Here is a 12,281-nt window from a genome sequence, read left to right as displayed (position 1 = left end):
CGGGCAGTCGTCCGGCGAGAGCAGGACGACGAGGTGGCTCGGCCCGGCAGGAGAGCCCCGACCACTGCGCGGAGCAGCGGCGCCGGGAGGAGGAAGCGCTAGCCGTGGCCGTGCAAGGCGACCCGACGGGTCTCGGGCGCCTCGACGTCAGCCGCGGGAGCGGGGTCGACGGCGGCCGGGCGCAGTCCGGAGGCGGCCTGCTGCAGGCACTGCCTCGTCGAACCCATGCGACCCATGGCCCGAGTGTACGGCCGGTCGGGCGACGTGAAGCCCACGTCGGGCACCCCCTAGGGTGGCGTGGTGACGAACGAGGCTGTGGGCATGAGCGGTGAAGAGCGGGTGCTGTACGGGTGCATGGGACTCGGCGGGAGCTGGGAGCCCGGTGCGTACGGGCCCGGCGACATCGATGCCGCCGAGGCGGCCGTCCGCGCAGCCCTGGAGAGCGGGATCACCACCTTCGATCACGCCGACATCTACCGGCACGGGAAGGCCGAGGCCGTCTTCGGCGAGGTGCTCGCCCGCACGTCGGGGCTGCGTGACCGCATCACGCTCCAGACCAAGTGCGGGATCCGGCTCGGCGGGGCGGACCGCCCGGGGATCTACGACCTCCGCGGGGAGAGCATCACGCGGCGGGTGGAGGAGAGCCTGACCCGGCTGCGCACCGACGTGATCGACGTCCTCCTGCTGCACCGGCCCGATCCTCTGGCGGACGTGGACTCCACCGCGTCGGCGCTGACGTCCCTGCACCGGCAGGGTCTCGTACGGCGCTTCGGCGTGTCCAACATGGGCGCCGCGCAGATCGCCCACCTCCAGGCGCGTCTCGACGTCCCGCTGGTGGCCAACCAGCTGGAGATGAGCCTGCACAGCCGGGACTGGGTCGAGGCCGGAGTGCTGCTCAACACGCCCGAGTCCGCGGCCAACGGCTTCCCGTTCGGCACGCTGGAACACTGCCGCGACCACGGCATCCGCCTCCAGGCGTGGGGTGCGCTGGCGCAGGGCCGCTTCACCGGCCGCCAGCAGACGACGGCCGAGCGGGCCACCGCGGACCTGCTGGCCGAGCTTGCCCGGCGCAAGGGCACGACGCCCGAGGCGGTCCTGCTGTGGTGGCTGATCCGGCACCCCGCCGGGATCGCACCCGTCATCGGCACCGCCCGTCCCGACCGGATCCGCGCCTGCCGCGACGCGGCCGTACGGGAGCCCGACCTCACGCACGAGGAGTGGTACGAGCTCTGGATCACCGCCCGCGGAGTCCCGCTGCCCTGATCCGGCAACCCGACCGGGCGGCACGGGGGTTAGCCCCACCGGGAGCCGACCGGCCTGCTGGATGGGGCGCCGGGGCGAGATCAACAAGGCTTGCGCCATGACGACTTACCCGAAGAAGGCCCTGTACCTCACCCTCGCCGCGGCCTCCGTGGCCGCCGGTCTCAGCACCGTGACCGCCGCGACCGCCGCACCGGCGGACGTCCGGCCCACGGCGCCCGCCCCGCAGCTCAGTTGGCACACCTGCGCCGATCCGGACGTGCCCACCGGCCAGGAGTGCGCCGAGCTGCCCGTCCCGCTCGACTACGACGACCCCGACGGCCGGCAGCTCACCGTCGCCGTCTCCCGCATCCGCAGCGACCGCCCCGAGGCCCGGCGCGGCACGCTCGTCGTGCTCCCCGGCGGTCCGGGCGGCTCCGGCGTACAGCGCCTGAAGCTGAAGGGCGACGCCCTCCGGCGGGAACTCGGCGGCGCGTACGACCTCGTCGCCTTCGATCCGCGCGGTGTGGGCGCCAGCACCACCGCGACCTGCGGTCTCGCCCCCGAGGACCGGTACCTCACCAGCCTGCGGTCCTGGCCGGGCCCGAACGGGGAGATCACCGAGAACATCGCGCGCTCCCGGCGCATCGCCGAGGCCTGCGCCCTGGGCGGCGGTCCCGAGCTGCGCAGCTTCACCACCGCCAACCAGGTCCGCGACATGGACCGTTTCCGCGAGGCTCTCGGCGAGCGCAAGCTCTCCGCCTGGGGCACCTCGTACGGGACCTACGTGGGGGCCGTGTACGCGCAGAAGTACCCGCAGCGCACCGACCGCTGGGTCCTCGACAGCAGCGGCGACCCCGACCCGGAGCGGGTCGCCCGCGGCTGGCTGGCGAACATGTCGCAGGGCGCCGCGGACCGCTTCCCCGACTTCGCGGCCTGGGCGGTCCACCCCGACCGGGACGAGGACGGTCTGCGACTGGCAGGGCGGCCCGAGGAGGTCGAGCCGCTCGTCCTGTCGCTCGCGGCCGCGCTGGACCGCGCGCCGAGGGAATCGACCACCCCGGGCGTGCCCCTGACCGGCAACGGCCTGCGCCAGGCCCTCCAGAACGCCCTCTACAGCGACTCCGCCTTCGCCCCCTTCGCCCGGCTCGTCAAGGAGGCCGGGGACCCGGCGAAGAAGCCCGCCCTCCCGCGCGAGCTCGCCCAGCCCATCCCGGACCCGGACGCGGCGCTCATGGTCGCCGTCATCTGCAACGACGTGGAGTGGCCGGACGTGCCGATGGCCTCGTACCAGCGCGCGGTCGACGCGGACCGCGCGCGCCACCCGCTCACGGCCGGCATGCCGGTGAACGTGCTGCCCTGCTCCTTCTGGAAGGACGCCCCGGCGCAGAAGCCGACGCGGATCACCGACGACGGGCCGTCGAACATCCTCCTGCTCCAGAGCCGCCGGGATCCGGCGACCCCGCTCTTCGGAGGGCTGAAGATGCGTGAGGCGCTGGGCGACCGGGCCCGCATGGTCACCGTCGAGCAGGGCGGCCACGGGCTCTACCTCGGCAACGGCAACGCGTGCGGCAACCGGGCCGTCACGGAGTTCCTGACCACCGGCAGGCGTCCGGCCCGGGACACGGACTGCGCGAACTGAGGACGGAGCCCCGGGGGCGGAGACCACCTCCCGCGCGGACACCACCTTCTGTGCGGACCGGCTCCCGCGCGCGGTCGCAACCCGGCGGCGCCACGATGGAGGGAGAGCCCGAACCGCGCAGGGGGGTGGAGACGACCATGAGCACGCACAAGCCGGGACCCGACATCACCGTTCTCGCGGATTGCCTGGAGGTTCCGGGCATCGGCTTCCTCCCCGTCAACGCCTTCGTCCTGCACTCCGAGCAGCCGGTGGTCGTCGACACCGGCCTCGGACTGCCCGACCGGGACTTCGTCGACACCCTCGGTTCGGTGCTCGACCCCGAAGACGTGCTGTGGATCTGGCTGACCCACCCCGACCGGGACCACACGGGCGGCCTCTTCGCACTGCTCGAAGCCGCTCCCCGGGCGCGGGTGGTCACCACGTTCCTGGCCGCCGGGATTATGTCCACCGAGCGGCCGCTGCCCCTGGACCGGCTGTACTTCCTCAATCCGGGCCAGACCCTGGACGTGGGCGACCGGACGCTGCACGCGTTCCGGCCGCCGCTGTTCGACAACCCGGCCACCGTCGGCTTCTACGAGGACCGTTCGCGGACCTGCTTCAGTTCCGACTGCTTCGGCGGTCCGATGCCCTCTGCGGACGTCGCGTTGAGCACCGACGTCGGGGCGCTGCCTGCCGAGGACCTGAGGGCGTCCCAGCGGCTCTGGGCGAGCGTGGACAGCCCCTGGGTCCAAGTGGTGGATCCGGACCGGTTCCTGTCCACCGTGGAGCCGCTGCGGGCGATGGACCCGCAGACCATCCTGTGCACGCACCTGCCGCCGGCGGTGGGCCAGACCACACAGTTCATCGACACCCTCGCCGCGCTGCCCGGCCTCGATCCGTTCTCGGGGCCGGACCAGGCCGCGCTGGAGCAGATGCTCGCGAACTTCGAGCCTGGAGGGGCTTGATAGCCTTTGAATCACAGGGAGATGGACGGTTACACCCCGCTGAACATCAGCTGAACATCTGTTACTGTGCCCGCGCTTGGTGTTCATCCATCGTTCCGTCCTCCCCTCGCACGCCTCGCGTCCGAGGATGCTGCGAGGTGTCGCGTCCGTGCACAGCACTCCGTTCTCCCCGACCGAGGCCAGGTCCGCACGAGCCCGCATGGGCCTGTCCCCGACCCAGGTGGCCCACTTCATGGCGACCTGCGGCACGCCCGTCCACCCCCGGCTGGTCCTGGCCTGGGAGCAGGGCTCCGAGGTCCCCACCGACCGGCAGCTCTTCGCCCTGGCCGACGTCCTGTGGTGCGAAGCGACGGCGCTGATGGGCATCGAACCGCGCACCCTCGCCGAGCACCGGCTGGCCCGCCGGCTCACCGTGGAGCGGCTGGCGTACCGCATAGGCATGGACCCGACCGAATACCGCGAGGCCGAGGCCGCACAGCACTGGCGCGGCGACGCCTGGCAGACCAGGGCGCTCGTGGAGGCCCTGGGCCTGTCCTTGCGCAAGCTCATCGGGATCATGGGACGGGTGGACGAGCTGGCGGAGCTCCTGAGGTCGGCCGTCGCCGGGCGGTGGAAGACGTACGTGGAACCGGTGGCGGAGATCGTTGTGGTGGACGCGACCAGCGTGGGGGACGCACTGCGCACGATGCACCAGGAGTTCTCGCGGTTCTCGGAGCGGTACATGGGACACCTGGTCGCGCGCAACGACGACGCCCGGCTCAAGGAGATCGCGGCGGAGCGCGCCGCATACCTGCGCCGACTCGTCGACCACTTCTGGGAGTTGATCGGGGAGGAGGGCGAGGCGTCGCCGTTCCCGCTGGGCGGGCGCTGACGGGGCGGCGGGCCGGGAAGGTAGCCCCGCCCCCTCCCGGCCCCGCGGTGCCCGCGTCAGAGGGCCGGGCGGGCCCCGAACTGCGGCTCCGTCGAGCCCTCTTCCCCGATGCCGTCCCAGTCGATCTCCGTCGTGGAGCGGCGCGTGAAGACGTTGAAGAGCAGGTTCAGCGTGATGGCGGTGAGGGCGCCCAGCGTGATCCCGCTGTCGAGGACCGCCCGGAGGTCGTCCGGCATCCGGGCGAAGAACGGGGCGACCGTGGTCGGCAGCAGGGCGGCGCCGAGACTGACCGCCAGGATCAGCGTGTTGCGCTCCTCGCGCAGATCGGCCTTCCCCAGGATCTGCACGCCGACCGCGGCGACGATGCCGAACATGGAGATCGCCGCCCCGCCCAGCACCGGGTGCGGGATCGCGGCGACGAGGCCGCCCGCCTTGGGCATCAGCCCCAGTGCGACCATGAACACGCTGGCCGCGACGACCACGTACCGGCTCATGACCTTGGGCACACGTACGAGCCCGATGTTCTCGGCGAACGCCACGTACGGGAACGAATTGAGGACGCCGCCGAGCACCGTCGCCGCGCCGTCGGCGCGCAGCGCCCGCGCGACCGTGTCGGCGTCGACCTTCTTGCGGGTGATCTCGCCGATCGCGTAGACGTCCCCGGTGGTCTCCACCATGGTGATCAGCATGACGACGAGCATGGCGGCGATCGGGAGCAGCTCGAACCGCGGCATGCCGTAGTGGAAGGGCGTGGTGACCCCGAACCAGCCGGTCTGCCCCACCACCGCGAAATCGGCGTCGCCGAGGAGCCAGGCGACCGCCGTGCCGGCGATGAGCCCGAGCAGGACGGCCAGGCTGCTCAGGAACGGCTTGCCGATCCTGACCATGGCCAGGATGAAGAGCAGGGTTCCCAGCGCGTAGGCGAGGTTCTTCGGATCCCCGTACGCGGGGGTGCCGATGAGGTGCGCACCTCCGGCGGCGTCCTGCAGGGCCACCGGGATCAGTGTGATGCCGATGATCGTGAGGATGGTGCCGATGACGACCGGCGGGAAGTACTTCACGAGCTTGCTGAAGAGCGGCGCGAAGACGAAGGTCGCCGTGCCCGCCGTGATCACCGCCCCGTAGACGACGAGGAGACCGGCGGTACCGCCGCCCGCCCCCGTGCCTATGGCGATCATCGGCGAGACCGCGGTGAAGGTGACGCCCTGGACCAGGGGCAGCCGGGCACCGACCTTCCAGACGCCGAGGGCCTGGATGATCGAGGCCACGCCGCAGGTCAGGAGGTCCGCGTTGATGAGGTGGACGAGCTCCTCGCGGGAGAGGCTCAGCGCGTTCCCGAGCAGGACCGGAACGATGACCGCCGCCGCGTAGAACGCGAGGACGTGCTGGAAGCCGTACAGGGCGAGTCGGGGGATCGGGAGCAGTTCGTCGACCGGGTGCGTGTGCGGGTGCGGTCGACGGGAGGACCGGCGGGGCATTCGTGCCATCTCTGCCTTGCCTTGGGGAGGTAGGTGAATGAGAAGACCGCCGCCCTCCAGTCCTGGGTGACAGGACGAGGGCAGGGCGGTTTGTACCGAGCCGACGCCGGGCGGTGTTGCCGACAACCAACGTCGCTCTGCACTGCGTATTCATGTCCCGGGTGGCGGAACGTCCTTCGATCGATGCATCGGATCCGTGTTTGATCTTGAGATCCGAAGGAGGGATCGACCGAGGGCGCTCACCCTAGCCAAAGGCGGTGTTTCCTCGCGAGCAACCTCCCGCGGCCCGGCGTCATCGCCGAGGCCCTGCGCAACCCTTACGGCATGGTCCGTCTTCCCGACGTGACGGCGAGCCCGGCCACTTGCTCGTGGACCGGCCCCGAACTCCGGGCCGCAGCCCGGGTTCTCGCCGGTGCGGCCGCCTCCCCAGGACGCCTCCCGGTGGCCGTTCCACCGCTCTTCCCGCTCGGCCACGGCAACCAATACCCATCCGTACTTGTGGGTACTGGGGCCGAATGGCGCCGGATTTGATAGTTCTGGACTGGTCCGGTGTGAGAAAGCTGCGGGAAGGACACGGCATGTTCGATCTACTGCGCCCGGAGACCGTCGTGTGTCCCTTCTGTAAGGCCACCGCCGCCGACGGCGCGGTGCGGACCCTGCGGACCGGACCCTGTTCGCTCTCGGTGACCTGGCACGCCACCAACTGCCCGCACTACGCGGCCGACCGGATCCTCGCCGAGAAGGAGAGCTGAGCACGGGCGGGCGTCAGGCCACCGCCCCGCTCGGCTCCGCCTCCCGGACCGCCCTGCGGCGCAGCGCGTCCTCGTCGGTGTCGGCGTCGTAGGAGATCAGCTTCGGCAGCAGGGCGGCCAGCACCGCCACCGATGCCACGCAGGCCAGACCGCCGCTCCAGAAGGCCGAGCGGGTACCGGTCCATCCGGCCATCGTGCCCGCCCGGACCTGGCCCAGCTGCGGGCCCACGCTGTACGAGAGCACCTCGATGCCCGCGAGCCGGCCGCGCAGCTCCTCGGGGATCGTCTGGTTCCAGATCGTGGCGCGCCCCAGCCCGCTCAGCATGTCGCCGGCGCCCGCCACCGCGAGGCACAGCAGCACGAGCCAGATCCCGCCGGACGCGCCCGCCGCCGCGATCGCCAGCCCCCAGAGCGCCGCCCCGGACACCACCAGGAGCCCGTGCCGGCGTATCCGGGACACCCAGCCGCTGGTCAGCCCCAGCAGCAGGGAGCCCACCGCCCCCGCCGCGTACATCAGACCCAGCGCCCACACCGCGTCCAGCTCGTCCGCGAGGAAGGGGAAGATTGCGTTCGGGAAGGCGAAGAGCATCGCCGCCAGGTCGACGGCGTACGTCCCCAGCAGCACGGGCCGGCTCCACGCGTACCGCGCGCCCTCGGCGATCCCGCGCAGCGAGGGACGCTCGGCGCCCCGCACGGGCGGCGCCGGACTGAGCCGCAGACACAGCAGCACGGAGGCGAGGAAGCCCACGACGGTGACCGAGTAGGCCGAGGCGTACCCGGCGTAGGCGACGACCAGACCCGCCACGGCGGGACCTGCGATCGCGCCGAACTGGTAGCGCAGCCCGTTGAGGGCGGCGGCCGCGGTCAGCTGGTCGTGCGGCACGATCCGCGCCATCAGCGAGTCCAGGGCCGGCCGCTGGAGCCCGGCCAGGGCCGACACGCCGGCCGCGACCACGTACAGCGGCCACAGCAGCGGATCCGGCAGCAGCGCGTTCACCAGGAGCACCAGGGCCAGCACCCCGAGTCCCGCCTCGGTCAGCAGGATCATCCGCCGCCGGTCGACCGCGTCGGCGAGGGCGCCCCCGTACAGCCCGAAGACCACCAGCGGAGCCAGCTCCACCGCGCCCATCGCGCCGACCGCCAGAGGCGAGTCCGTCAGGTGCTTGATCTGGAGCGGCAGCGAGATCATGGCCATGAACGAGCCGAAGTACGTCACCGTCCCCTGGTAGAACAGCAGCCGGAAGTCGCGGCTGGACCGCCACGGTGCGAGATCGGGCAGTACGGCGGTCAGTCGGGAGGTGCTCACGAGATGCCATCGTCGGCGTGCGGCCCCGCCGGGGCAACGCATTTTCCCGGCGCCGGCCTCCCCCCGGGCCCGTCCGCCCGCAGGCCTCCGTCCCCGTCCCTCCGGATCGGCCAGATCGAGGGCCATCTGCTGCACCCGCTGGTGATGAGCCGGGCGGTGCGGCTGCACCCGCTGGTGGTGGCGATCTCGGTGGTCTGGTCGGTGCACTCGGCCCTGCGCGCGGCCCGTCTTCCTGCACAATCGCCTGATGAGCGATGAAGACCCCTACCTCTGGTTGGAAGACGTATCCGGCGAGGCCGCCCTCGACTGGGTACGGGAGCGCAACGCCGAGACCGTGGAGGCGCTGACCGGCGGCCCCGGGTTCAAGGTGCTCGAGCAGGAGATGCGCGAGGTGCTGGACGACGACGGCCGGATCCCCCACGTCGTCCGCCGGGGCCGCCACCTGTACAACTTCTGGCAGGACGCCGACCACGTACGCGGGCTGTGGCGGCGGACCACGCTCGAGGAGTACCGCACGGACCGGCCGGCCTGGGAGGTGGTCCTGGACCTGGACGCACTGGCCGAGGCGGAGGAGGAGAAGTGGGCCTGGGCGGGCAGCAGCGTCCTGGCCCCCGGACACCGGCACGCCCTGGTCATGCTGTCGCGGGACGGCGCCGACGCCTGCGTCGTGCGCGAGTTCGACCTGGAGACCCTGGAGTTCGTCGAGGACGGGTTCACGGTCGAGGAGGCCAAGACCCGGATCGGATGGATCGACCACGACCGGATCTGGATCGGGACCGACTTCGGCCCCGGCTCGATGTCCGCCTCCGGATACCCGCTCCAGGTGCGCCGCTGGCGGCGCGGCACCCCCCTGGAAGAGGCGGAGCTGGTCTACGAGGGCCGGCCCTCGGACCTGTCCGCCAGCGGATGGCACGACGACACCCCCGGCTTCGAACGGGACTTCGTCCACCGGCAGATCGACTTCTGGAACAAGGAACTCTTCCTCCTCCCGGAGGACCCCGCCGGTGCGCCGGTGAAGATCGAGGTACCGGACGATGCGGGCGCCTCCGTCCACCGGCAGTGGCTGACCGTCACCACCAAGGCGCCGTGGCTCGGCCACCCCGCGGGCAGCCTGCTCGCCTTCGACTTCGACGCCTTCCGGGCGGGGGAGCGGAAGGCCGAGGTGCTGTTCACCCCGGACGAGCGGACCGCGCTCGCCGGATACAGCTGGACCCGCAACCACCTCATCCTCAGCACCCGCGCCGACGTCTCCTCCCGGATGGAGCTCCTCACCCCGGAACCCGGCGGCTGGCGGCGCGCACCGCTGCCGGGCGTACCCCCGCTGTCCACGGCCTCGGTCACCTGCACCGACCCGGACGTGAGCGACGAGTACTTCCACCACGTCACGGGCTTCCTCCAGCCGTCCACCCTCTACCGGGGCACGGCCGGCGGCGACGGCGAGAGCGTCAAGCAGGGCCCGGCGCTCTTCGACACCGCGGGCCTCGCCGTGAGCCAGTACTTCGCGACCTCCGCGGACGGCACGCGGGTCCCGTACTTCGTCGTCGGGCCCGAGGACCGCCCCGGCCCGGGCCCCACCCTGCTCTACGGGTACGGCGGCTTCGAGATCTCCATGGTCCCGCAGTACAGCGCGCTCACCGGACGGGCCTGGCTCGCGCGGGGCGGCACCTACGTCGTCGCGGGCATCCGGGGCGGGCACGAGTACGGGCCGGACTGGCACCGGGCGGCCCTCGGCGCGAACCGGGTCCGGGCCTACGAGGACTTCGCCGCCGTCGCCCGGGACCTCACCGCCCGGGGTGTCACCACCCCCGCCCAGCTGGGAATCGAGGGCGGCAGCAACGGCGGGCTGCTGATGGGCGCGATGCTCACCCGGGACCCGGAGCTGTTCGGCGCGGTCGTCGCCCACGTGCCGCTGCTGGACATGCTCCGCTTCCACAAGCTGCTCGCCGGCGCCAGCTGGATCGCCGAGTACGGGGATCCCGACAGCCCGGCCGACCGGCCCCACCTGGAGCGGATCTCCCCGTACCACCAGGTCCGGGCGGAGGGGCCCGCGTACCCGCCGCTGCTCCTGCTCACCTCCACCCGCGACGACCGCGTCCACCCGGGCCACGCCCGAAAGATGGCCGCCCGGCTGCGCGAGTCCGGGCATCCGGTCTTCTTCCACGAGCACCTCGGCGGCGGCCACGCGGGCGCCACCGACCACCGGCAGACCGCATTCAACGAGGCCCTCGTCCACACCTTCCTGTGGGAGCGGCTGACCCCGTCGAAGTGATGCGGGGCCGGAACCGGGCCGGAAACGACGCACGGCGCCCCGGGAGCGGGACCACTGGGGTCCGCTCCCGGGGCGCCGTGCCGGCGGTTCAGCCGGCAGGTCCTGCCGGTGGGCCGGGCGTCAGTTCTTGGCGTAGAAGCCGAAGGTGTCGACGAGCAGGTCCGTGGACTGGTAGCCCATGTTCCAGAAGTCGATCACGTTGTTGACGCCGGAGCTCGCCTGGACCAGGTTCGGGACGGTCTTGCGGTAGGTCCAGTTGAGGTTGGAGGAGTTCGGCGGGGTCGGCCAGGTCTCCCAGCCGCCCTCGTAGGCGGCCCACGAGTTGGGGTCCGGGGAGACCGTCAGGAAGCCGGTGCCCTCGGGGTTGGTGACGGTGGCGTTGGTGACGAGCGCGGTGACGTTCGTGTCTCCGCCCGCGACCCGGCCGTAGATGTAGGAGCGGCCGTCGAGCGGGTTGCCCCACTCGCGGGTGTCGAACCAGCGGCTGGGGGCGGTGCGGATCAGCGCGCTCTCGCTCTCGGGGCTGTAGTAGCCCACGACGTCGACGATCACGTGGGTCCCGGCTCCGGCACCGTTGCGGATGTTGATCTTGCCATCGGGGCCGATCGGGACGATGACCGAGTTGGCGATGGTCTGGCCCTGGCTGAAGTTCAGGTTCGACGAGGTCGGGGCCGGGCCGCCGGGGTAGACGGTCAGGTGACCTTCCATGTTCGGCTCGTGCACGGTCACGTTGAGCGCGACGGCCTTGGCGCTCGTCGGGACGCCCCCACGGCCGTGGACCTGGGTGCTGAAGCTGCCGTAGCCCGGGACCTTGCCCTGGCTCGTGCCGAGGCCCTCGCGGGTGTCGACGATACGGCTCGGGTTGAGCGAGGTGTAGCCGCTGGCGGCGGACTTGGAGAAGTAGCCGGTGACATCGGCGATGAGGTCGAGCTCGCCCGCGCCGTGGTTGTAGATGTCCACGTAGCCGTTCTGGCCGACCGACGCGATCACCATGTTCGGGACGGTCTGCCCCGGGGTGTAGTTGACGTTCGACGTGGTCGGCACCTCGCCGCCCTCGGCGTACACGCGGACGTGTCCGTCCTTCGAGGGGTTGGTGACGGTGACGTTCAGGGCCACGGCGGTCACACCGGCCGGGATCTGAGCGGCGCCGCCGACCTTGATGCGGGCGGTCCCGAAGGCGGGCACCTTCTTCGCGGCCGCGCCGATGCCCGCACGGGTGTCCAGCAGACGGGTCGGAGCGTGCGGGGTGAACTCGTTGCCCGCGGTCTGCACGACGATCTGGTTGGTGCCGCGGACGCCGCCGCCGCTGCCGTCGATCAGGGTGACCTTGACGGTGTAGACGCCGGACTTGGCGTACACGTGGTTCTCGGTCAGGTCGGTGGGGCCGTTGGCGCCCACCTGTACCTGGCCGCCGTCGCCCCACTCGACGAGCACGCCGAGCGCGGTGCCCGGGTCGCTGGTGACGGCGAGCTTCAGCTGCACGCCGTGGGCGCTGGTGGCCTCGGCCTCCAGGGCGACCGTCGGCTCTGCGGCGGCGTCCGAGGCCTGCTTGCTGCCCTTGGCGGCCGGGTGGACCGTCTTGGAAGCAGGGCTGGAGGCGGTCCCCTCCTTGTACACCTTGGCCGCGATCTTGTTCAGATCGAGGTCGGGAACGGACACCCCCCGGTGGTCCGTCCCCTTGGCCCCGTCCTGGCCCGTCGCGTTGGCGACACCCGGGACGAGTCCGACACCGGCCGCGACGATTGCGGCGGTGGAAAGCATGAGTCGGCGATTACGCACC

10 protein-coding genes and 1 pseudogene are annotated in these 12,281 nt (G+C 71.9%); 7 read left to right on the top strand and 4 right to left on the bottom strand.

Features of this window, described 5'->3' with window-relative positions; all coding sequences use genetic code 11:
* Positions 1–98: 98 nt before the first annotated feature.
* Positions 99–236: a hypothetical protein gene (locus OG332_RS04215; RefSeq protein WP_327412153.1), complete on the bottom strand. Its 138-nt coding sequence runs from the start codon at positions 234–236 to the stop codon at positions 99–101.
* Between the two features lie 64 nt (positions 237–300).
* On the opposite strand from OG332_RS04215, the gene OG332_RS04210 reads away from it, so the two are divergent.
* The 4 genes from OG332_RS04210 to OG332_RS04195 all read left to right on the top strand — a co-directional run bounded on the left by OG332_RS04210 (position 301) and on the right by OG332_RS04195 (position 4,696).
* On the top strand, positions 301–1,263 hold the full coding sequence (locus OG332_RS04210) for an aldo/keto reductase (RefSeq protein WP_327412152.1): 963 nt from the start codon (positions 301–303) through the stop codon (positions 1,261–1,263).
* Positions 1,264–1,360: 97 nt separating this feature from the next.
* Positions 1,361–2,881: an alpha/beta hydrolase gene (locus tag OG332_RS04205; protein ID WP_327412151.1), complete on the top strand. Its 1,521-nt coding sequence runs from the start codon at positions 1,361–1,363 to the stop codon at positions 2,879–2,881.
* Between the two features lie 137 nt (positions 2,882–3,018).
* Positions 3,019–3,825: an MBL fold metallo-hydrolase gene (locus OG332_RS04200; RefSeq protein ID WP_327412150.1), complete on the top strand. Its 807-nt coding sequence runs from the start codon at positions 3,019–3,021 to the stop codon at positions 3,823–3,825.
* 148 nt (positions 3,826–3,973) lie between these two features.
* Positions 3,974–4,696: a transcriptional regulator gene (locus tag OG332_RS04195; protein WP_327412149.1), complete on the top strand. Its 723-nt coding sequence runs from the start codon at positions 3,974–3,976 to the stop codon at positions 4,694–4,696.
* Between the two features lie 56 nt (positions 4,697–4,752).
* Here the strand turns inward: OG332_RS04195 and OG332_RS04190 are convergent, their stop codons facing one another.
* Complete coding sequence (locus OG332_RS04190) at positions 4,753–6,183, bottom strand: nucleobase:cation symporter-2 family protein (protein WP_327412148.1); 1,431 nt, start codon at positions 6,181–6,183, stop codon at positions 4,753–4,755.
* A 569-nt stretch (positions 6,184–6,752) separates the two neighbouring features.
* On the opposite strand from OG332_RS04190, the gene OG332_RS04185 reads away from it, so the two are divergent.
* Positions 6,753–6,926 (top strand): hypothetical protein, encoded by a 174-nt coding sequence (locus OG332_RS04185; protein ID WP_327412147.1) that lies wholly within the window; start codon positions 6,753–6,755, stop codon positions 6,924–6,926.
* A 13-nt stretch (positions 6,927–6,939) separates the two neighbouring features.
* On the opposite strand, the gene OG332_RS04180 is transcribed toward OG332_RS04185, so the two are convergent.
* Positions 6,940–8,232, bottom strand: a complete 1,293-nt coding sequence (locus tag OG332_RS04180) for an MFS transporter (protein ID WP_327412146.1) — start codon at positions 8,230–8,232, stop codon at positions 6,940–6,942.
* Between the two features lie 105 nt (positions 8,233–8,337).
* Between OG332_RS04180 and OG332_RS04175 the strand changes: the two are divergent.
* A pseudogene (locus OG332_RS04175) lies at positions 8,338–8,490 on the top strand (AI-2E family transporter); the annotation flags it as partial.
* Positions 8,480–10,501 carry a prolyl oligopeptidase family serine peptidase gene (locus OG332_RS04170; protein WP_327412145.1) on the top strand — a complete coding sequence of 674 codons (2,022 nt, stop codon included), beginning with the start codon at positions 8,480–8,482 and terminating at the stop codon, positions 10,499–10,501. The pseudogene OG332_RS04175 and the gene OG332_RS04170, both read left to right, overlap by 11 nt.
* Positions 10,502–10,621: 120 nt before the next feature.
* Here the strand turns inward: OG332_RS04170 and OG332_RS04165 are convergent, their stop codons facing one another.
* Positions 10,622–12,262, bottom strand: coding sequence for a PKD domain-containing protein (locus tag OG332_RS04165; RefSeq protein ID WP_327412144.1), 1,641 nt, complete (start codon positions 12,260–12,262; stop codon positions 10,622–10,624).
* Positions 12,263–12,281: the final 19 nt, after the last annotated feature.

This window comes from Streptomyces sp. NBC_01233 (assembly GCF_035989305.1).
GTDB lineage: Bacteria > Actinomycetota > Actinomycetes > Streptomycetales > Streptomycetaceae > Streptomyces.
This window is presented reverse-complemented; position numbering and strand designations above follow the sequence as displayed.